This window comes from Paenibacillus sp. NPDC055715 (genome assembly GCF_053617595.1).
Window position 1 is genome coordinate 61,363 of record NZ_JBSHGA010000007.1, and the last position, 19,990, is coordinate 81,352.

Annotated in this window: 20 protein-coding genes and 3 pseudogenes; 8 read left to right on the forward strand and 15 right to left on the reverse strand. The window is 46.8% G+C overall.

The window, feature by feature from the left end; genetic code table 11:
* Positions 1–186: 186 nt before the first annotated feature.
* From ACWGOO_RS13405 to ACWGOO_RS13425, 5 genes and pseudogenes are all read right to left on the reverse strand, one after another.
* Entirely contained in the window at positions 187–1,701 is a 1,515-nt protein-coding gene (locus ACWGOO_RS13405) for an MDR family MFS transporter (protein WP_452484124.1), read from the reverse strand.
* Between the two features lie 172 nt (positions 1,702–1,873).
* Positions 1,874–3,413 (reverse strand): annotated as a pseudogene (locus ACWGOO_RS13410) (ABC transporter ATP-binding protein).
* Positions 3,414–3,470: 57 nt separating this feature from the next.
* The gene (locus ACWGOO_RS13415; RefSeq protein ID WP_452484126.1) at positions 3,471–4,058 is read right to left on the reverse strand and encodes an ECF transporter S component; all 588 of its coding nucleotides are present in this window, start codon (positions 4,056–4,058) and stop codon (positions 3,471–3,473) included.
* A gap of 125 nt (positions 4,059–4,183) precedes the next feature.
* Positions 4,184–4,942, reverse strand: a complete 759-nt coding sequence (locus ACWGOO_RS13420; RefSeq protein ID WP_452484496.1) for an energy-coupling factor transporter transmembrane component T family protein — start codon at positions 4,940–4,942, stop codon at positions 4,184–4,186.
* Positions 4,926–5,522 (reverse strand): GNAT family N-acetyltransferase, encoded by a 597-nt coding sequence (locus ACWGOO_RS13425; RefSeq protein WP_452484128.1) that lies wholly within the window; start codon positions 5,520–5,522, stop codon positions 4,926–4,928. Before ACWGOO_RS13425 ends, ACWGOO_RS13420 begins: the two co-directional genes overlap by 17 nt.
* A gap of 353 nt (positions 5,523–5,875) precedes the next feature.
* Here ACWGOO_RS13425 and ACWGOO_RS13430 point away from each other — a divergent pair, with 353 nt between their 5' ends.
* The 4 genes and pseudogenes from ACWGOO_RS13430 (at position 5,876) to ACWGOO_RS13445 (ending at position 8,882) form a co-directional block, all read left to right on the forward strand.
* Positions 5,876–6,355: a GAF domain-containing protein gene (locus ACWGOO_RS13430; protein WP_452484130.1), complete on the forward strand. Its 480-nt coding sequence runs from the start codon at positions 5,876–5,878 to the stop codon at positions 6,353–6,355.
* 89 nt (positions 6,356–6,444) lie between these two features.
* A complete protein-coding gene (locus ACWGOO_RS13435; RefSeq protein WP_452484132.1) occupies positions 6,445–6,924 on the forward strand; it encodes a hypothetical protein in 480 nt (159 codons plus the stop codon).
* A 357-nt stretch (positions 6,925–7,281) separates the two neighbouring features.
* Positions 7,282–7,746 (forward strand): AbrB/MazE/SpoVT family DNA-binding domain-containing protein, encoded by a 465-nt coding sequence (locus ACWGOO_RS13440; protein WP_452484134.1) that lies wholly within the window; start codon positions 7,282–7,284, stop codon positions 7,744–7,746.
* 229 nt (positions 7,747–7,975) lie between these two features.
* Positions 7,976–8,882 (forward strand): annotated as a pseudogene (locus ACWGOO_RS13445) (IS3 family transposase).
* Between the two features lie 101 nt (positions 8,883–8,983).
* Here ACWGOO_RS13445 and ACWGOO_RS13450 read toward each other — a convergent pair.
* From ACWGOO_RS13450 to ACWGOO_RS13460, 3 genes are all read right to left on the reverse strand, one after another.
* The gene (locus tag ACWGOO_RS13450) at positions 8,984–9,619 is read right to left on the reverse strand and encodes a stalk domain-containing protein (protein ID WP_452484135.1); all 636 of its coding nucleotides are present in this window, start codon (positions 9,617–9,619) and stop codon (positions 8,984–8,986) included.
* Positions 9,620–9,783: 164 nt separating this feature from the next.
* Positions 9,784–10,806, reverse strand: a complete 1,023-nt coding sequence (locus ACWGOO_RS13455) for a hypothetical protein (RefSeq protein ID WP_452484137.1) — start codon at positions 10,804–10,806, stop codon at positions 9,784–9,786.
* 406 nt (positions 10,807–11,212) lie between these two features.
* Positions 11,213–11,398 (reverse strand): hypothetical protein, encoded by a 186-nt coding sequence (locus ACWGOO_RS13460; RefSeq protein ID WP_452484139.1) that lies wholly within the window; start codon positions 11,396–11,398, stop codon positions 11,213–11,215.
* Between the two features lie 363 nt (positions 11,399–11,761).
* On the opposite strand from ACWGOO_RS13460, the pseudogene ACWGOO_RS13465 reads away from it, so the two are divergent.
* Positions 11,762–11,878 (forward strand): annotated as a pseudogene (locus ACWGOO_RS13465) (IS3 family transposase); the annotation flags it as partial.
* 360 nt (positions 11,879–12,238) lie between these two features.
* Here ACWGOO_RS13465 and ACWGOO_RS13470 read toward each other — a convergent pair.
* The 6 genes from ACWGOO_RS13470 to ACWGOO_RS13495 all read right to left on the reverse strand — a co-directional run bounded on the left by ACWGOO_RS13470 (position 12,239) and on the right by ACWGOO_RS13495 (position 17,113).
* Positions 12,239–12,340 (reverse strand): YjcZ family sporulation protein, encoded by a 102-nt coding sequence (locus tag ACWGOO_RS13470; RefSeq protein ID WP_452484141.1) that lies wholly within the window; start codon positions 12,338–12,340, stop codon positions 12,239–12,241.
* 113 nt (positions 12,341–12,453) lie between these two features.
* Complete coding sequence (locus ACWGOO_RS13475) at positions 12,454–13,038, reverse strand: TetR family transcriptional regulator (protein WP_452484498.1); 585 nt, start codon at positions 13,036–13,038, stop codon at positions 12,454–12,456.
* A gap of 203 nt (positions 13,039–13,241) precedes the next feature.
* On the reverse strand, positions 13,242–13,850 hold the full coding sequence (locus tag ACWGOO_RS13480) for an indolepyruvate oxidoreductase subunit beta (protein ID WP_452484143.1): 609 nt from the start codon (positions 13,848–13,850) through the stop codon (positions 13,242–13,244).
* The gene (gene iorA, locus ACWGOO_RS13485) at positions 13,847–15,643 is read right to left on the reverse strand and encodes an indolepyruvate ferredoxin oxidoreductase subunit alpha (RefSeq protein ID WP_452484145.1); all 1,797 of its coding nucleotides are present in this window, start codon (positions 15,641–15,643) and stop codon (positions 13,847–13,849) included. Before iorA ends, ACWGOO_RS13480 begins: the two co-directional genes overlap by 4 nt.
* A 214-nt stretch (positions 15,644–15,857) precedes the next feature.
* Positions 15,858–16,463 (reverse strand): pentapeptide repeat-containing protein, encoded by a 606-nt coding sequence (locus tag ACWGOO_RS13490; protein WP_452484146.1) that lies wholly within the window; start codon positions 16,461–16,463, stop codon positions 15,858–15,860.
* Positions 16,464–16,474: 11 nt separating this feature from the next.
* Positions 16,475–17,113, reverse strand: a complete 639-nt coding sequence (locus tag ACWGOO_RS13495; protein ID WP_452484148.1) for a pentapeptide repeat-containing protein — start codon at positions 17,111–17,113, stop codon at positions 16,475–16,477.
* A gap of 168 nt (positions 17,114–17,281) precedes the next feature.
* On the opposite strand from ACWGOO_RS13495, the gene ACWGOO_RS13500 reads away from it, so the two are divergent.
* Positions 17,282–17,431, forward strand: a complete 150-nt coding sequence (locus tag ACWGOO_RS13500) for a hypothetical protein (RefSeq protein ID WP_452484150.1) — start codon at positions 17,282–17,284, stop codon at positions 17,429–17,431.
* A gap of 242 nt (positions 17,432–17,673) precedes the next feature.
* Here the strand turns inward: ACWGOO_RS13500 and ACWGOO_RS13505 are convergent, their stop codons facing one another.
* Positions 17,674–18,720, reverse strand: coding sequence for a hypothetical protein (locus ACWGOO_RS13505; RefSeq protein ID WP_452484152.1), 1,047 nt, complete (start codon positions 18,718–18,720; stop codon positions 17,674–17,676).
* A 589-nt stretch (positions 18,721–19,309) separates the two neighbouring features.
* Between ACWGOO_RS13505 and ACWGOO_RS13510 the strand changes: the two genes are divergently transcribed.
* Together ACWGOO_RS13510 and ACWGOO_RS13515 are read left to right on the forward strand one after the other, a co-directional pair.
* Complete coding sequence (locus ACWGOO_RS13510) at positions 19,310–19,612, forward strand: hypothetical protein (RefSeq protein WP_452484154.1); 303 nt, start codon at positions 19,310–19,312, stop codon at positions 19,610–19,612.
* A 33-nt stretch (positions 19,613–19,645) separates the two neighbouring features.
* The gene (locus ACWGOO_RS13515) at positions 19,646–19,879 is read left to right on the forward strand and encodes a hypothetical protein (protein ID WP_452484156.1); all 234 of its coding nucleotides are present in this window, start codon (positions 19,646–19,648) and stop codon (positions 19,877–19,879) included.
* Positions 19,880–19,990 lie beyond the last annotated feature (111 nt).

Sequence of the window (19,990 nt, forward strand, 5' to 3'; positions counted from 1 at the left end):
CTGCTAATCCATTCTGTTTCAAATCTATATAAGCTGAACTTGTGGAGCTTTCGAAAGATGCAGATTAAATAAAATAGCGGCAGCTCTGGACATTATTTTCCTGTCCCAAGCTACCGCTACGATCGCTAATCATTCTGTTGGCAAGCGCTACATGTAACAAGGAAACGATCTACGATTCCTCTATTCCTATGCAGTTCCTCCCTGTGCGGCCTTTGTAGGCTTACTTGCTTCTTCCTCCGTACCCGGTGGACGGTTCCGAAGTCCGAGGACGACAAACCAGCTAATGACTGCAATAACGAACATGATGATGAACAGAGAATGCAGACTGTTTTCCAACACAGAACGAAGCAAGCCGGCAGTCTTGTCACTCAAACTTTGTGAGGCATGAGGTGCAAGCAGACCGTTAATATCCTCCTGCGTAACCCCCTGCTGTGTAAGCTGTCCGTCTGCTGTCTGGGCAGCAATGCGATCATTCAGCCATGAACCGAAGGCTGCGACACCAATGGTTTGCCCCAGTGTGCGCAGGAACGTATTCAATGCTGTAGATGCACCACGCAACTGGAACCCGACCGAAGACTGGGCAACCATCGTAAACACGGTCATGGAGAAGCCAAAGCCCAATCCATACAATAATGTGGACAAGAACAGCAGCCAGATCGGCGCCGTTTGGCCCATCAAGGTCATCACGAAGGCACCCAATCCAATCAGGGTCAGCCCGACTAATGAGGTTCGACGCGAACCCAAAGTCAGCAAAATGCGTCCACCGATCATGGAGCCGAACAGCCATCCTACTGACATCGGCGCCAGTGCCAGACCGGATGAAGCGGCATCTCCACCATGTACGCCTTGAATCCAAAGCGGCAGGTAGCTGGTCAGCCCGATCAGCAGAGAACTGACCAGCAGTGCTGCGGCACAGGAAAACGCGATATCCCGTATCCGAAACAGCTTTAGCGGCACCATCGGTTCCTGAGCGCGTTTTTCGATAATCAAAAACAGAATCAGGAATAAAATAGCTACGGCGGCCAAGGCCAGCAATTCAGGAGAAGCCCAGCCGATATACTGTCCGCCCAGTGCCAATACGAGCAAAAGGGCTGTCATTCCAATGGTAAAGGCAACGGCTCCCGGCACGTCTATGCGCGCGGTGCGCTTGGCTACCTGCTCCCGCAGGTAACGGGCGATGAAGAACATCGCCAGCAGTCCAAAAGGAACGTTAAAACCGAAAATCCATTCCCAGCCAAAATAAGTGGCCACGTAACCACCCAGCAAAGGCCCGATCAGGGAAGAAATCCCCCATACCGAGCTGATCATTCCCTGAACTTTGCCGCGTTCCTCCAATTTGTATATATCTCCGATAATGGTAAAGGTAACGGGAATCACACCGCCCGCTCCAATCCCTTGAATAGCCCGGTACAAAATAAGCTGCTCCATGCTACCAGCCAGCATACAAAGCAAAGAACCAAGTATGAACAATGAACAGCCGATCAGAAAAATTGGTTTGCGGCCAAATAAATCGCTAAGCTTGCCGAAAATAGGTGTAGTTACAGCCATCGTCAGCAAATAGGCCGTAAAAATCCAGCTGAGCAAATTCACGCTGCCCAGTTCACTAACAATAGTCGGTCCGGCAGGACCGATGACGGTTCCCTCAATCGCGGCCAGAAAGGTGGCCAACAGAACACCGGTCAGCACGAGCCCGCGCTTCATGGGTTTATCTTTTCCCAAGCAAATCACAAATCCTTTCCTTGTGTAAACTGCGTTGCACCTGTACAATTCGACTGCACAGGATTGGTATTACCTGCACTGCATAATCGTAAACAGGCGGCCTATATAGGCCGCCTGTTTTGTACGATGTATATATATTATTGTCTGCATATCCTTAAATTTTGTCAACTGTAATCGTATGATAAATCCCGGGCACTCTCCGCTTCTTTGATCTGCCCCTTTTCCATGAACAGAATATGGCTGGAAAAGCTCTCAGCGAACTGCATATCGTGGGTGATGATCAGGAAGGCTGCTCCCTGGTCCGCTTGTTCAGCGCACATGCGAAGCAGGATGTTCGCTCCTTCATAATCCGTTCCGGCAGTAGGCTCATCCAAAATGTAAAGCTTTTTGGGCAGAATGAATTGCGCAGCTACGCTTAAGAGCCTTTTTTCACCGCCACTCAGCAGGTACGGAGAGGAATCCAGCCTGTGATCCAGCCGGGCGGCTGTCAGCAAACGCTGCGCCCGTTCCTCATACGCAGCAGGAATCGGCTCTCCAGCCCGTAATCCAAGCTTGACGCGGACGCTGTACAAGCATTCGTCCCACACCGTCATAGCCGCGAACTGATGCTCCGGTTGCTGGAACACGTAGCCGATCCCGGCGGCCAATTGATGGATCGGCAGCTTCGCCATATCCTGACCCTCCCACCACATGCACCCCTTGGGTGCAGGCAGGAGGCCCATCAGCAGCTTGCCGAGCGTTGTTTTGCCGGAGCCGTTCTCGCCTAGCAGCACGGCTCGTTCGCCGGGCGCAAGGGCAAGGCTCACGCCTGCCAGTGCTGCCCGGCCACTGCCGGGATAGGTGAAGGCCAGCTCCTTCACCTCCAACAACGGCAGGCCGGGCTTCGCCCCCGGCCCTTGGGGCACGCCTCCCCTCCCTACGGGAGAGGGCAGCAGCCCCAAGGCGGCCAGCTGCGCGCCATGCTCGCGCAGCAGCTTTTCAGGCGGGCCTTCCAGTTGCACGGCCCCGCCCTCCAACACGATGACGCGCTGCGCTGCCCGCGCGGCATCGTCCATACGGCCGGACACGGTGACCACCGTCCGGCCTGCGGCATGGAGCCGCCGGCATAGCAGGGCGAAGTCGCTTTGGGCCGGCGGGTCCAGCTGCGCCGCTGCGTCGTCGAACACGACGAGCGGCGCTTCCAGCGCCAGCACCGCAGCGATAGCGGTGCGTTGGCGCTGTCCGCCCGAGAGGCGACGCACGAAGGAGTCGCGCTCGGGGGCAAGGCCGACGGCCTCTAGCGCAGCCGTCAGGCGCTGCGCTATTTCCGCCGGAGGCACGCGCAGGTTCTCCGGTCCGAAGGCAATCTCGTCTTCGACGATTCCCTGCACCAGTTGGGCATCCGGGTCTTGAAGCACAACACCGATGGTAGAGGCGACAGCCGCCAGGTCAGCCGTGTCCGGGTCCAACCCGTACACGGTCAGCTCCCCAGTCCGTTCCCCTTCACCGGAACGGGACAATCCTCCATGGAGAAGCTGGCACAGCGTAGACTTTCCACTTCCGCTGGCCCCGACAATCGCAACATGCTCGCCCACTGCAATGTCCAGCATCAAGCCATGTAACGCGGGTTCCACCTGATCATCATACCGATAGCCGAAATCCTTCATGGAAATGGCTATTTTACATCCAGAACCATAATCGCTATGTTCATTCATAACCGAAATACCCTCTATCCCTGTTCTTGAAGAATACAGCCTCGCCCATGACAAGTGCTATGCACGTGAAGCGCGCCCCAGCTCAAACCGTTTCAACAGCCCCGTACGATTCAAGGCATCGCCCAACGCTTTCGTGAGCAGACCGCACAGCACAATACCGCTCAGGATACGCACGAGCAGTGTGATCGTCAGCACCTTCCAGCCCCAATGCATGTAGCCAAACATATTGGCTGCCATGATAAACCACAACGGAACCATAGCTCCACCCACCAGCATCAGCGAGACCGCATTCCAGTGTCGATATCGCAACAAGGCAAATACCAGCTCAGCAACGATCATATAACAGACAGCCGCCGCGATGATAGCAACAAATCCGTAAGCAGAGCCTATAAAGGACTGCACCACTGCACCAAATGAATAAGCAATAACCGCTGTACCCGGCTTACGAATAATATAGTAGGCCAGCAAACCATATATCATGTACAGTCCAACAATGGAAGAAGTAGCGATAGGCCCCCCCAGACTGTTTAATGTTTTGTTAATCATCGACAAATAAACGGTCATGACTCCATTCAACGTTGCCAGCATCGCCATAAGTACGATATCCAGCGTCGTAAACCTTGCAAAAATACGGGATTCCTTCATATGTAATTCCCTATCTCCTCTCCAAATATAAATTATTACTTTTTAAATGTATTCACACACACCCTTATTGTCAACCATAATTTATTCATATGGTTGACAATAAGATCGAAAAAAGAGGATGCTCCTTATAAGCTCCACCATAAAACAGCAGTACCTAATACAGCAACCACAGCACATACATAGCCGGAACGACGACTATCCAGCGTGCGAAGATAAGTCCGGTCTGCATAAGCACCAAAGCCTTTGCCCTCCATTGCCAGCGCTGTCTGCTGAACTCGCCTCACGGCATTCACCAACACAGCAGCCGCGTACCCGCCCCACCATGATAGCCGGTTCCGCAGCCCTCGCGGCGGTTCCTGTCCACGCACACGCCGTGCCGCCATTATAGTACGTCCTTCCTCTTCCAATAAGGGGAGAAACGTCAGCGCCACCGAAATACCGAACGCAAATCGATAAGGAACACGCAAACGCAGATTTAAAGCCTGTACAAAATCTCTGGGATCAGTTGTCGACAGATAAATATACGAGGCCAAAAACAGCACAAAAATACGCAGCGTCAACGCCCCTGCGATATCCAGCCCTTCCGCTGTAATCCAAATCGGCCCCCAGGCCCCCACGATATGTCCTTCCCGAATCGCCAGAATGGACAATATAAAATACGGAATACCCAGACCAATCAGAAATGACATGGCCCGAAGCTGGCGTGCCAACGTTAAGCCTGCCCCAAACCAAGCCGCAACGATCAGTACAACCAACAGTGCAGCTTCATGCAGTATTGAATCCCATGCCATTGACAGCAGGCTAAAGCATCCCACCAGAATCAGCTTACTTAATGGCCCTAGCCTGTGCAGCAGCGACGAACCTCCGTTATACTGAAACAGCACTTCGCTTCGCCTCCAGTCTGAGCCATTCTCCATGCAGCAAGGAGTACATCAGCATATCCTTAAAGCCTGTAGACGTATGCTGCACTTGCCGTAACAGCCCTTCCTGCGTCCAGCCCATAGAGGACAACAGGGCTTGCGATCCCGTATTTCGCGGGTCCACCAACGCTTCCATCCGATTCAGCCGAATTGTGTCATACCCGAAAGACAGCACCAGCCGCAGCGCCTCCGACATATAGCCCTTTCTCCAATAGGGCTTAGCCAACTCGTAGCCGATTTCGGCTTTATAGGCTCCCTCGGTCTGCCAATAATTAAAGCCACAGCTGCCGATCAGCTTCCCGTCCTCCTTCAGCTCTATGCCCCAGCGCAACGCATCCTCCGTCTTCGCCAGCTCATTTAACAACTCGATCATATCCACCGCATCCTCACGCCCGGACATCCCCGTAAGGTTCATATAACGGTGAACCTCCGGATCAGACCAGCAGGCAAACATCGTAGCAGCATCCCCGGTTTCCATCTTTCGGAGCCGAAGACGCGGGCTTTCCAGCGGTGGTATATGCCCCTTACATGCATATGCGCACATGCTCAATCATCCTTCCAGTATCAAAGTGACAATAAATATACGCTACATTTAAGCATACCCCTCCAACAAACGCAAACACCCTGCTCCAGTAATGCTGAACAAATCGTCATGCGGTGTCAGAAAGCTTTCCTGCGTCAGACAACTCCTGTTCTTTTCCTGAATGATGTTATACACAGATTAGAGTACGGAGAGTAGCGAAAGGTTAACATGTATTTTTCTCTTGACTGAATATATACAATCGTTAAAATTAAATTAATTAACCATTGGTAAGAGCAGCTTGCAGAATTACCTTTTTCTGCTGATACATACAACGTATAATGGTGAAAAATCACTTATAGGAGCGTGGACTCTACATGTTTCAAGCTATCCCTTACGAAGGCACACGTCACGAACAATTTGAATCGGTTCTCGGACAACTCCGGGCACTCATTCATGATGAACCCAATACCATTGCAAACCTGGCGAACGCTTCTGCGTTGCTTGGTCATTTTCTGCCGGATATTAACTGGAGTGGATTTTATCTCTATGATGGAACTGAGCTTGTACTCGGTCCATTTCAGGGCCAGCCCGCGTGTATAAGGATTCCGCTGGGACGCGGTGTATGCGGTACAGCCGCAGTGGAGCGACGGACCCTTGTCGTAGAAGATGTCCATGCGTTCCCGGGACATATCACCTGTGACGCGGCTTCCAACAGCGAAATCGTCATCCCCCTCATCAAGAACGGGGAACTGCGGGGAGTGCTGGACATTGGCAGCCCGCTAAAAGCCCGCTTTGACCACGAAGATCGTGTATTCCTGGAGGAATTTACGGCTATTCTGGTAGCTAGTCTGTAACCAAAATCCGCGTATAATTACCGTCTTCCTTCGCCACAATATATGAGGGTTTGGAACCCAAAACCATCCGGTGAAGGAGATTGATAACAATGTACAACAATAACATGTCTCCACAACAGCAGCTTCGTCAATGTGAACAAATTATGCAGCAACTGGTTCAACAAACACAGCAAGGGACAACGATGTATCAGCAATTGCTGCAACAGGAGCAACAAAATGCATCCAGTCTTGAGAATTTGGTGCAACGCGAACGCAATGCGGCTCAAATGATCCAAACCGCAATCCAGCACCACCAACAAGCTGTGCAGCAATGCCAGCAAGTTATTCAATTATGTAGTCAGTTGGAAAATTCCATCCGCTCCAGCAGTCAAATGACTCAGCCCGGATTTGGCGATAACTACGCCTCCCGCAGTATGCAACCCTCCTCCTATGGTACAGGAAGCCACATGAATCACAGCTTGCCGCAGCATATGGGAACGAACGGACAACATTATGTAAACAGTGGTAGCGGGCAGCACTACGGAAACAGCAGTCAGCAAGGCATGGGAACGACACACAGCAGCATGTAAACCTGTTTACGCACAAAAGGGATGAGCAGCAGACCACTTTATGGGCTTCCTGTTCATCCCTTTTCATATTCTTTACAGCCTTTTTGATAAAGGGACGGCTTTGTTCTTCATTTAACGTCCACTTATACACGCCGCGCTCGGGATCACCGCAACTCATACAGCCCAGAGCAATTCCGGATATAATCCAGCTTGTCCAAGTCGGGTAATGTTCATCTAAAACTCATAATACCAGCTTATGGAGTTTTTTTATATACTTTTCAACAGTTTACTTTATATATGCGATTGCTCCTCTAAGCCTATTCTTTTTTCTCCTCTTTGTTTAGTATTATAAAAATATAAAATAAAGGAGGTTATCATTTGAAAAGTACAGGTATGACACGTCCCTTAGATGCGTTAGGTCGTATCGTCATTCCCAAAGAGATGCGTATTTCAATGGATTACAAGATGGGTGATCCTGTTGAGATTTTTGCTGATGAGGAAACGGGTATTCTCGCCTTACGAAAATATACCGGGGTGACGTGTAAAATGTGTGGTTCGACGGAGCAATTGACTTATTTCAGAGACAGCTTTGTTTGTGGGGAATGTATTCATGATTTGAAGAATGGTACAAATTCCACCCCTATCACGAGGCCGTCCAAATCGATTTTCTCCAACAGGGAAAGGCCATTGAAGCAATCCAAACGTCTACGTCGATCGACGCAACAGATGATCGAAAGCCTAAAAGAATTGATGCAAAAGCACCCCAGTGCAGCACAGCACGAATATGCAAAGATACTTGAGGTTTCCCAAGCCCGTATATCCCAACTCAAAAAAATGCTATAACTACAGCTTGCTACGCTACATAGGTATACATCACAAATTCCATTCACGTACAGTTGCTTTTAAACCGTGATACGCAGCATCATAGCTAACCGACAAAACCCTTGGACGTCCATGGCGAGAATTACACACTGGGCATAAAGAACCACTGGATGATGTTCAGGCGAATAACCTGTATTGAACTGCACCCCAATTGTTAGACACCATCTAACATTGGAGGTGCAGTTTTTCTATGGCTAAGTTTAGTCCGGGCGAAAAATTACAAGCAGTTATGCGTTATCAAAATGGATCGGAAAGCATGGAATCGATTGCGAAATCGATAGGACTCCATCATACTGTCCTATTAAATTGGATTAGACATATGAGCACCATGGTAAAGAGGTCTTTAAAAAGCGCTATACATCGTATTCTGAACAGGATAAACTAGACGCACTTAATCATATGAAAAAAATATGGAACGTCTATACAAGGCCTGTAGAGGGGGCTGTGAAGGCTTTACAAAAAGAGGTAGAACGTTTGCGTATGGAGAACGCTTATTTAAAAAAGTTGAATGCCTTAGTTCAAAACAAGGAAAAATCACCAAACAAGACAAAGCGCAAGTCGTCTATGAACTAAGGAACGAATTTTCGGTGAAAGCACTCCTACAGCTCGCAGATATTCCACGTAGCACGTATTACTGCTGGGTGAATACATTGGATATGCCAGACAAAGACTCTGAGTTAAAAGACATGATTCAAGCGATTTACGAGGAGCATCAGGGGCGTTACGGTTATCGCCGTATTCGAGATGAGTTAGTCAATCGCAGTCATCGTGTTCATCATAAAAAGGTGCAACGATTGATGAAGGTACTAGGCTTAAAAAGCCTGGTACGCATGAAGAAGTATCGTCATACCCTCAAAGAACGGGGTCTCAAGCAAAGTATGTCCCGTAAAGGTAACTGCTACGACAATGCCGTCATCAAGAACTTGTTCGGCATCATGAAATCTGAGTTTCTGTATGTAATGGAATTCCAAAGTATCGCACATTTTAAACAAGAGTTATCAATATACATCGATTATTACAATAACAAGCCAATTAAGGAAAAACTAAAAGGCATGAGTCCGGTACAGTACCGAACTCATGCCCAACAAGTTGCCTAATGATATAATCTGTCTAACTTTACGGGGTCACTTCACTAGAAAATTCCCCCTTAGAGCTGTACTCTCCATGCAGAGTCTAAGAGCCATACAAAACTAGATTATTACTTCCCAAAACTTGTTCCTGGGAACAAGGTGTAGCGGTCCAAATATTGAGCTGACTTCGGCACGATCATCACGGACTTAATTTTATGAGTTCCCTCAAAAGTGAATTTCCATTTTTCTACTTTGACTTTGTAATTATCTTCTGCGGTGACTCGTTGCACAATACGTACAGTTAAGCTGTTTTCAGTTCGGTCAACAGGCTGCATTTCTACAATGGAACCCATATTATACGTTCCGGCAGGGAAACTTTCCTGATAAAGATCGGTCTTGAAATTCGGTGCGTTTAAGGCAGTTACATCTTCCTTCCGTCGCTCATCATAGGCCATAATCCATTGAAACGCTAGATTACGGTTATTGACATACGATACACTGCTGACTTCACGCTCGAAATTGGGATCAGAATTGACATAAACCGATTTGCTTTTGTTGTCCCACTGAATATCTGCTCCTAGGCCATCCGATATCGCACGAAGTGGTACATAAACTGATCCGTTGATGATTTTAGGTGCAGCGCCGGATTCGACGCTGTGCCCATGTACAAAGACTTTAGGAGCTATAGTTGCAGCGTAAGCACCTGCGCTAAATACGGAAGTAAGAAGGATACCAGCCAGCCCGACTTTGATAACACGTTTCATATTTCATTCGCCTCCAAGTTGTATGATATAAAGATAGACGGAAATTTAACCAAATAGGTTTCAATTTAACTCAATAATAGGGGTAAATGGAATAGAAATCAAAAAAAAACAATTCCTACAAAGAAACTGTAGGAATTGTTTTTTTGGGAGGGCGTAAGCCTGGGTTAGGCTTTACGTGCAAAGAAGGCGATTGGGGTAGAACTGCCGCCTGCTGTAGTTACTTGAATCGGCACATTCACAGATTGTCCGTTAGCTAGGGAGAAGAAGGCGATTTTTACCGCTTCTGTCGTCGGTTTTGTTTTAGCAATACCATTGACGGCATTATTGCCTACTTTAATAGCACCCGCGAACAGGCCACCGCGTGGATTCAAGTACAGATTCACCGTCTGCGTGCTACCCGAAGTATTCCGAAGGTTCAAGTTGAACTTGTAAATACCACCGAACGATGCTTGGTTTGCCAGTGTACCAGGGAAAACGGCCGGATCATCAAGGATCGCTACGCTATTGGATGTTCCGCTGCTTCCTAGGGTCAGCGTGGCGTTGCTTCCTTGAACATTGGCATAGTTCCATGTTCCCCGTGGATGCTTCAGTAGGCTCCCGATAACAGGCCCTTGATGGGTGTTAAGCATGGCCGATGTGCTTTCTGCTGCCACTGTACGAATTTTTGCTGCCATAGCTGAAGAACTCGAAAGCGTGAACTCCATAACCAGGCCGCGGACTTGTCCTACGTCCAACGTGAACTCCTTAACAGTTCTTACTGAATTGGCTGGAACGGTTACGCTTGTATTGCCTGCGGTCAGGGTTTGTCCCAGGAGCGCTTTCGCCAGGCAAAGTCCGGCATTCGTTAGAATATCTCCGTTGTTGGAAGTCACCGTTGTTTCGTACTTGATGGAGCTTACTTTGATGGGGCTGGCTCCGCCGTTCCCAACAGTCAATCCATATTTGATTGCATGTCCAGTGTCATTGTGATGCCACATGAACACCCGGTATCGGACAGAAGTCGTGCTAGGGACGCTATCTTGCCATAAGGTAATGATTGGGGTTGTGAAGGTGCTGGAACCCAATGGTTCCGGGTTATCGCAGACATACAAGCGTTGCCCCGAAATGGGAGAATATCCGCTAGAAAGAACCGGAGACGGAATGGCCGACAACGCAACAGGGGTTAAATTTGGTTGAGAACAAGACATGAATGATTCCTCCTATTTATTAGCGTAAACCGAGACTTGCCGATTTGCTTGTTTTGTTTAAGAGAAATCGGAGGAATCAACCGAAGATTGCTATTCCCTAGCAATGGCGGTTGCCGCTTTCCCTTTCACTTATATAGGTAAAATACTTGGCCAATTTACAACCGGGTTTGTTAAGGTAAATATGTAAGCGCGAGGGGCGTTCCTGGGATTCCGAATTGGTGGAAAGGAGAGAGCTACAGGCGGTTGGAACACGCTGGAGCTGCGCAGCGAGGTCAAAGTAGAAGAACCAAAGGGAAAGGCAGGTAAAAGACCGAACGGGCTGATGTAGCGGGGTTACTCCAGGCGATAACGAGAGCGCCTAAACCGGGAAGAGAGCGTCCTGGCATGATCGGTGAAGGCAGGGCCTTCATTCCTCATTTTTCGCTTTATTTGTCGTGATAGATTGAATCACTTGCGTTAGTTGTGACAGTGATTGATCTAGGCGATCCAATTTCTCACCAATAGTCTGTAAGACGTAACGGATCAGAATAAAGCAAAGTGTAACCGGAAAACCGACATTTGTAACAAGCGAAACAATATCTGTAGCTTCCATATTCTACATCCTCCTATTTTCATTGTTCTACAACATAAGGAAGATGATGCTATGGTTCTACAACCAAATATAATAAAATAAACAGGAACAAACGTTCCTATTATTGTTGTAAACACTGTCTTAAAAACTCCTATATTAGTAGAAATGTATAACAGAGGGGGAGTCGTATTAAGGGCAGTCAATCATTTATGATCGAGGTTACCGAAAGGAAATCTATCGGATCGGCTGGCGATTGTAGTACCGAAACAGGAGAATACGCCAACATGAATTTACTTTGTTTGATAACGTCTCCTCACAGGAGCATATGTCCAACACAGCTGATACCCGAATTTTGATACAAGAACTCCTTCAGATTACAAACAACATTTTAAACAAGAGTTATCAATATACATCGATTATTACAATAACAAGCCAATTAAGGAAAAACTAAAAGGCATGAGTCCGGTACAGTACCGAACTCATGTCCAACAAGTTGCCTAATGATATAATCTGTCTAACTTTATGGGGTCACTTCATATCCAGTGGTTCTCTGCATACTGTATTTTATTACTTTGGAGAAACAAAAGAAACCGTCCCTATTGGAGACGGTTCCTATTCCGGCTTGCATGGTCATAGGCCTAAAGCACCAGCGCTCAAGCCCATGAATATAGAATTTAGATGAAACAAATACGAGTAATGATTACCAGCAAAATGAAGAGAACCAGAATAACACCAGTGGAAGTAAACATGCCGCAGCAGCCACCGCCATAACCTCTTTCTACTTCACCCATCTCAAATTCCTCCTCTCTTCGTTGATTACAAACAAATCGCCTGAATTCAATTCAGATTGTTAACAACGAGTTAGATAACGAATGCTTTAGAGATAATAACGAGCAAAATGAAAAGTACCAGAATCGCTCCTGTAGATGTGAAAGCTCCATAACCAGCGCCTAATCCAGACATGCTGATTCCTCCCTTCATGGTTTACAAAAGCATCTTATGCGTATGTTGCCAACCATGATAGGTACAGATGCCGCGCCTCCCGCCCAAATGTAGGTCTTTTCGCTTGGGTTCCGTTATCCTTCATTCAATAGCATGCCTTGATACAGCAGGCTTCGTGTCTGCTTGGCAAGCACGGATGGACATTCACGTCCAGTCAGTAATTTGGTTAACGTCAACCGTTCAATCAAGCCAACGACGCATTCCGCCGTCACCTCTGGATCTAATTCCTCACGGCAAGAGCCCTGTCGCTGTGCCGCAAGCAGATGCTTTTTAATATGACCTGCCATTTCTGCCTTGATACGCACCGAGTCCGCCGCCTGGTAAAATCCGACACGGGTTATCGCCGGATTATTGGATAACATACGAAAAATGGATTCCATAAACACTTGTCCCCGGCTCATAATTTCAGCTTGGCTTTGATGCGGTTCCCCCTTCATGCATCGGACCGTCTCAATCATCAACACACGGAAGCTCTCGACAAGCTCCTCATACATCTGCTCCTTACTCTCAAAATGATTATAAAAATCAGGCTGCGTCAATCCCGCACGTGCCGCAATTGAACTTACCTTTGTCTGATAAAAACCCGTCTGAGCGAACTCTTCAGCCCCTGCCTCCAGTAATAACTGTCTACTTTCCCGACTTCTGACTCCCGCTCTCATCACGGTCTTGCCCCCTTACTCCATAAATCTATCGTATTATAAGGTTTCCTTTGCAGTAAGAACAATGGGCTTGAGGATGATATATGCCTGTCCTTCAAAAGTCCTAATACAGAAGAAATGAAGTTTTTGAAATTGTAAGGACATCTCCCTTTAAGATATCATTAACCCATTAGACCGTGGGCGAGCAGGTAATTCAGCTTTTTTTATATACTCGCTTTACCTCCTTCATGCAACGCTCTCAGATTTTGCTCCAGAACATGCTTAGGCATACATTCTCGCATCGTATGCTCCAACGCCTCTTCATCAAATGGGAAAATACCCTGCTGTGCTGCTAAACCCAGCATAAATACATTCAACCTGGGACTTAGCTTGAGCTTTTGTAATAATGTTTGGCACGGGAGCAACAGAGAACCCGGACTGATTCGCCGAATATGTTCCACCACCTGTGCAGCGCCTACATTACCTCCCAAACTCTTGGGAACCGGTTCTATTTGAGACGAAAGCATTCCCTCGCTGTTGCCTATACATCTACCCGTCGCGGATAACCGGGGCAAATTTCTAGCCAATTCAAACAATTCAAAACCAATGAGCGCATCCACCTTTCCTAACGGAATAATAGGACTAACGCTCTTCTCGTTTATCCTGATATGACTGACAACCATGCCTCCCCGCTGAGCCATTCCAATAGTTTCAGCCGTCTGTACATGATACCCGGCATTCATTGCCGTTCGGGCCACCAATTTGGAAGCAAAAATAATACCCTGACCACCAACACCCGCAATCATTATATTAGGGTTCGCTTTTGAATTCATGTCACACTTCCAATCGCTTCAACCGGGCATATTTGAGTACACAGCGTACAGCCCGTGCATTGAACCGGATCAATTTCAACTTTCATTTGGGATAAGGTAATGGCAGGACAACCCAAATCGTTGACGCATGTTTTACAGGAAATACAGTCTTCTGTTACAGTCTGCGGAACTCCAAACGTATCTCGGGACACACACGGTGATTCAAAAATAACCACCGAAGGACCTACAAATTGTACCGCTTCACGCACAGTATGAATTGATTTTTCCAAATCAAAAGGGTCCACCTTATGAACATTCTGAACACCACATGCCTGAACCAAGCCATAGATATCCACGGGACGTGCTCCAGATTCCATTAAGTTGCGACCATTCCCAGGATGCGGCTGTTTGCCCGTCATAGCGGTGGTACGGTTATCCAAAATAGCAATCGTTATATCTGACTGGTTATAGACAGCGTTAATCATCCCCGTAATTCCGGAGTGAAAAAAGGTCGAGTCTCCAATAAATGCAATCAGCTTGGTGTCAGGCTGCACTCTTTTTAACCCTTGAGCCATCGTTACACCAGCCCCCATACATAAACAGGTATCCACCATTTCAAGCGGCTTGGCATTGCCCAACGTATAGCACCCGATATCGCCTGTGAAAATTACCTTTTGTTTGCGCAATGCCTTTTTCACCGCATAAAAGGAAGCTCGGTGAGGACAGCCACAGCATAAGGTGGGTGTACGTATCGGTAACGGAAGCCCAGCTGCCATTTCCAATTCATTCTCTTTACCGTCCTCCTGGATATCCAGGAAGGATAGCAACTGCTTTCTAACCATTTCATACGTATACTCACCTGCATAAGGGAAATGCGCTGTTTTCTTGCCTATAATTTTGATATCTAAATCATGGTAATAGCATACCTCTATCAGACTTTCCTCAATAACAGGGTCCAGTTCTTCAACAATCAGAGCCTGATCCACTCCCGTGAGAAAAGAGGCTGCCATTTCAGCAGGAAAAGGATAGGGCGTACCTATCTTCAATATTTTCACATCCAAATGTTCGGTGCTGACGATTTCCTGCACATAGGTGTAAGCAATTCCGGATGCCACAATTCCCTTTGTTCCGCTGCCCGTGATGCGATTCAACCCGGATTCTGAAAACATACGTGACAGCTCCACCTGAAGCTGCTCCAGTTGAATATGCTTTCTGTAAGAAAGGCTTGGGAAGATGACCCATTTCGGACTTTTGATGAACCCTTCGATTTCATGAACGCTCCGTGGTTCTTCTGTAACATCAATGGTACTACTCGAATGACAAATTCGGGTTGTCGGACGGAGCAATACAGGAAGCTTTACCAGCTCAGACAGTTCAAAAGCATACTGAACCATTTCATAAGCTTCTTGGGGGGAACTGGGATCTAAAACAGGTAAATTAGCAAAGCGTGCAAAGTGACGAGTGTCTTGTTCGGTTTGAGAGGAAAAAGGACCCGGATCATCTCCTACGAGAATGACCATCCCTCCTTTAACACCGATATAGCTAAGGGACAGCAACGGATCAGACGCTACATTAAGCCCGACCTGCTTCATAGTAACCAGAGAACGCGCACCTGTATAGGACGCTCCAGCGGCAACCTCCAGCGCTACCTTTTCGTTTACAGACCATTCCACGTACACGGCCCTGCTTTTATGAACCGCAATCGTCTCCAATACTTCGGTGGAAGGAGTTCCCGGGTATCCTGTCACCAGATGAACGCCTGCCTGTAAAGCCCCTAATGCAATAGCCTCATTACCTAAAAGTAACTGTTTCAACTTGATCCACACCTCCTGCCCTGCACTTGAACACGTATCCTGGCAATTCCGTGATTCGTGCCGGAAATGAAAACCAACCCATTAAAAGTTAATTAATGGGTTTATTTAACATTGTAATTTTGCTATAGAACAGGGGTAGGCTCAATGACATTTTTCACACGAAATTTCTGGTCACCTGTGTATACAATTGCAATGCAGCAGCAAGTAACCCGTTTCAATCGACCTTCGCACCATACGAGCGCAAGAATGCTAGAGCTTGGTCTCGATCCATCCGTGCAGCTTTGACAACAAATGCTTTAAAATCGACTCCATCCATATTAGCACCACGTAAATCGGCTCCCTGTAGCTTGGCATGAGCTAAAATAGCTCTGGTCAGGTCGCAATCTCTGAGGTCTGCCTTCTGTAGATTGGCATCCGAGAGATCCGCTTCATAAAAGCGTACTCCTCTCAAATCCTGCTTTTCCAGCCGGGCCTGCCGCAAATTGGTATAAGACCAATCCCCCTGAACGAGCGTAATGCCGTCTATTTTTGCTTTTGAAAAGTCCGAGCCCGTCATTTTACAATGGCTGAATTTGGAGACGAACAGGTTGGCTTCAATAAAGTTACAATTTATAAAAGCCGATTCAGTATGAATGGAACCGTTCAACAACGCCCCTTGGAAATCACATTCGATAAAACGACATTCGCTGGTCATGATTTCCTCCAACGAACCGTTCGTAAACGTACAACGTTCAAAGGTACAACGAATCAGTTCACCCTCCCTTAAATCCTTCGCGCTATAATCAATGTCCTCATACTGCTGCTCCTGATACTGAAACATAATGAACCCCCTTATTTAATGATTAGTCCTAACAACCCCACAAAAGACGAAGCTTGATGCGGGGAGATCATGCACCCGTTCAGGTCTTCGATTTCCACCTGTAGTCCATCGAATTCGCAATCGCTCAGATCCATCCCCTTGAGCTTGGACCCCGACAGCAGGGCCTGATCCATATTGCAACGGGTAAAAAAGACTTTTTGTAGCGTCAAATGATAAAGGTCGGAACTGATTAATGAACAATCCTCAAAACCAACCTGCTTGAAATTAGAAAATCGAAACATCGAATAATCCCCTAAGCAATCCAGAAAACGAACATTTTGGAGTCTGCTTCTGGAGAAGTCTGTTCCGAGCAGCTTGCAATTTCTGAACTCTACCCGGTGAATAAAGGAACCGGAAAAGTTAATATTGGATAGGTCGCATTTATCGAAAATCACATCTGTCCATTCACTCTCTGGCAATGACGATTCCATAATCGTAACATTTTTAAAAACCATCTTCTCAAATGAAACCCTAGCAGCTTCCACATAATCCATGGTCATATCCTCTACATACCCCGTGCTAAACTCATCCTTGGATCGCAAGGAGTACATTTCATCGGTTAATACAGATAAGTCTGAAGGAATTTTCGGCAACTCTATCTTAATTTCCATAGCTATCTCCACCTTCTGAGTGCGTATTCCGGCATATGTCCAGTTTATATGATGATGAGACGCAGTAACAATGGCTTTATACATGTACCTGTAAAATGAAAAAAGCCGCGCTAGCCAGCGCGACTCCTAAGCTTTCTACAATCAGATATCTCTTATTCTTCGTAGGTAATGATTTTGTTAACAAACACCTTTAGCTCCTTGCTTGATGTGGTAGTAGATGAGCTGTTCATCTACAACAGAGCGCTGACAGCTCAGGAGATTCGCAGCTTGTCCTTGGTAAGCGCTGTTGTAGACCAGGAAATGATATCCAGTTCGTAGGCTGAAGGGGCAGATTAAACGGATGTCATTATTTTATGCCATTAACTTTTTAACTTGTGAATGATTCCTGCCGTGAATGATTTGTATCGTGAATCATTCTTGCTATATAAGCTAGAATTAAAAGTTATCTATGCTGTCACTGCGCAGACGGATGATGTCTCCAAAGCGAGCCTTCCTATGGAAGCTTTTAAAGCGACCGCTTCATCGGGATGATTAGCGGCAGCTTTTCCATCTGTAGGGCATTAGCTCCGTCTAATCCGCGTTGTTCTTGGCTTTAAGCGTGCCAATTCCTCACTGGTGAGCTGTCTTGTATAAGAGCGCGGGGATGATCTTGTATCTACTCTGCGCACCCTGCCTGCCCCGACAGGGCGGGCTACCCGTGTGTTAAACGCCTGCATGAACCACTGCACCGGGAAAGCAATGGACAGACGACCATCTGCCGTGCCTGCAAAATTGACCGCAGCCGCATAATTATCCGACTGTCTGAGCCAGACAGAGCCGGAATCCCCGGGCAGCGATACAGGAGTAGTACCTCTAATAACAGTCTGATCCTCGAAGGTCAGCAGCCCCAAGCTTCCGCCGTAATTGATTTTCAGATCGGTATAGACAGACTCCACCGTACCCGTCACCCGCCCAGTCGTCCGCCCTACTTTTTTGAACTTTTCTCCCACACGATAAGCGGTCACATGGCCCGGAACAACGCCTATCGTAGCGTAACGCGGACTAAGCGAGCTGTTGCGAGTTGGCAAGGAAAGAGCCGCATCAATGAAATTGGTTCCCTTTGGGTTCAGACGTATATAACGATACAACCGCCCTATACGATCTCGGGTAGCTCCCCCCCCATCGGCTCCGCCTGGCTGAATCGTGGCCTCCCGGTTATCTGTATTAGAAGGATTGAGTACATGGTTATTGCTGAAAAGATAGCGGGTAGCCGGCTCTCCAGTGGACGCAACGATCAGTCCGGTGGTACCGGAGCCTTCTATCGTCCCGACACTGTAGCCGGCGATGACCGGGCGTATGCGTACCTGATAGTCCGTGGCATGGGCTTTGATCTTTCCGGTTTTCACAATCCGGACAGGAACGTTCGTTTTCTTGCTTATGGCTGTGGCCGACAAGAGTCCGGTAGAAGCCGTGGCCAGCCGATCTGTGTACACAATGACAGCGGCTCCCCTTTTGGGTTGGGCTGGGTCCCTGTACCCTACGCCGATGCCGTGGACACCGGACATTTTTAAGACTCGCTTGGCCAGCCGCTTTTTCACTTGAAGGGCGGCCGAGAAGGTAGCCAACATAATCATCCCCTTTTACATTCAGATGAAATATTGTATGGCTAAGGCCGCTCTGCGTTCCATTTGATCTTACGATCGCTGCGCTACCCACCGCCGTAATATTAAATGAACTCGTGAAATTCAAAAAATGATTATGTTTATATAAAGTGAATCATTGAAGTCTATACAAGAACATTCCAGAAGATGGTATTATTATTTCCAGAAATGGTATTCTACCATTTGATTGTGCTAGACCCTAATGGTGTAAACATTAGCAATCTATATAGTTATCAAGATCGTGTTGACTTAAGACAAGAAGTTAATATGAAGATAATTGAGGCAGTATATAGATATGACGTAGAATCAGTCCCTGGATTTTGGGACTTTATTAAAAATAATGAGGGAAAATAAATTTTATAAAAGTGTCGAGAAAATAAAGCCAAATTCTCGACACTTTTTTATTGTGGAACTGAGTGTAATAAACGCTATTTTCTTAATAATTACAGGCAAAGCTTCTCGTAAATTTTAAAAAATTTCTGAGAGGTTGTATTTTTGCTCCTCTGTATCTCTTTAATAAGTGTAAGAAAAAACAAAAAAAGAAGGAGATTATAATATGTACAAAATTTTAAATGCTAGAGAAGTCGTTGGTTCACATCGTAATAGCTTTATCGAGAAGGTAGAATCGACTCAAGATTTCAAATTAATTGTGGAGGAATTGAACAAAATTTTTCCCGCTAATCAAAACGAACTTGTAGTTAAGAGAGTATATCGTGCGGACTTGGATTCATTTGAAAAGAGTGTCGGATTGCAATTTGTAATTCTTATGGATCAAGATAGTAAGTTCTTTATTAAGTATTCATTAACTGACGATGAGCAGTACAAGTATCTGTTTGCAAAAGCAATAGTTACCTCATAAGACGGTAAAAGCCAACTTAAGCATCTTGAAGTATTGAATAATCAAGTTTCTGTAACTACAGTTTTGGAGGACTATAGTGAGTCCGTTATCTCTGTTTCAGAAGATGATTTGACTGATGATACAGCCAACAACGAGTTAGAAACGGAAGGAAGTATGAAAGCCCAAGCGTGGTGGACGGGAAATGGTTGTTTACCAGGAGGCTATCAACATTGTGGTGGTAACTGCGGTTATGGCTTGGCTCATGAGGCGGTGAACCTATTAATCTAACGGATCGCTGCTGTGTTATACATGATCGGTGCTATACTAATGCCGATAATGGAGCAGGAAGACGTTGTCAGTGTGATACAATTTTGATTAGATGTGTAAATTCCTATGATG

Coding starts and splice junctions, on each gene's coding strand:
- ACWGOO_RS13405 (WP_452484124.1), bottom strand. CDS start 1,701: ATGAAGCGCGGGCTCGTGCTGACCGGTGTTCTGTTGGCCACCTTTCTG.
- ACWGOO_RS13415 (WP_452484126.1), bottom strand. CDS start 4,058: ATGAAGGAATCCCGTATTTTTGCAAGGTTTACGACGCTGGATATCGTA.
- ACWGOO_RS13425 (WP_452484128.1), bottom strand. CDS start 5,522: ATGTGCGCATATGCATGTAAGGGGCATATACCACCGCTGGAAAGCCCG.
- ACWGOO_RS13430 (WP_452484130.1), top strand. CDS start 5,876: ATGTTTCAAGCTATCCCTTACGAAGGCACACGTCACGAACAATTTGAA.
- ACWGOO_RS13435 (WP_452484132.1), top strand. CDS start 6,445: ATGTACAACAATAACATGTCTCCACAACAGCAGCTTCGTCAATGTGAA.
- ACWGOO_RS13450 (WP_452484135.1), bottom strand. CDS start 9,619: ATGAAACGTGTTATCAAAGTCGGGCTGGCTGGTATCCTTCTTACTTCC.
- ACWGOO_RS13455 (WP_452484137.1), bottom strand. CDS start 10,806: ATGTCTTGTTCTCAACCAAATTTAACCCCTGTTGCGTTGTCGGCCATT.
- ACWGOO_RS13460 (WP_452484139.1), bottom strand. CDS start 11,398: ATGGAAGCTACAGATATTGTTTCGCTTGTTACAAATGTCGGTTTTCCG.
- ACWGOO_RS13470 (WP_452484141.1), bottom strand. CDS start 12,340: ATGTCTGGATTAGGCGCTGGTTATGGAGCTTTCACATCTACAGGAGCG.
- ACWGOO_RS13475 (WP_452484498.1), bottom strand. CDS start 13,038: ATGAGAGCGGGAGTCAGAAGTCGGGAAAGTAGACAGTTATTACTGGAG.
- ACWGOO_RS13480 (WP_452484143.1), bottom strand. CDS start 13,850: ATGAATTCAAAAGCGAACCCTAATATAATGATTGCGGGTGTTGGTGGT.
- ACWGOO_RS13490 (WP_452484146.1), bottom strand. CDS start 16,463: ATGTTTCAGTATCAGGAGCAGCAGTATGAGGACATTGATTATAGCGCG.
- ACWGOO_RS13495 (WP_452484148.1), bottom strand. CDS start 17,113: ATGGAAATTAAGATAGAGTTGCCGAAAATTCCTTCAGACTTATCTGTA.
- ACWGOO_RS13500 (WP_452484150.1), top strand. CDS start 17,282: ATGATTTTGTTAACAAACACCTTTAGCTCCTTGCTTGATGTGGTAGTA.
- ACWGOO_RS13505 (WP_452484152.1), bottom strand. CDS start 18,720: ATGTTGGCTACCTTCTCGGCCGCCCTTCAAGTGAAAAAGCGGCTGGCC.
- ACWGOO_RS13510 (WP_452484154.1), top strand. CDS start 19,310: ATGTACAAAATTTTAAATGCTAGAGAAGTCGTTGGTTCACATCGTAAT.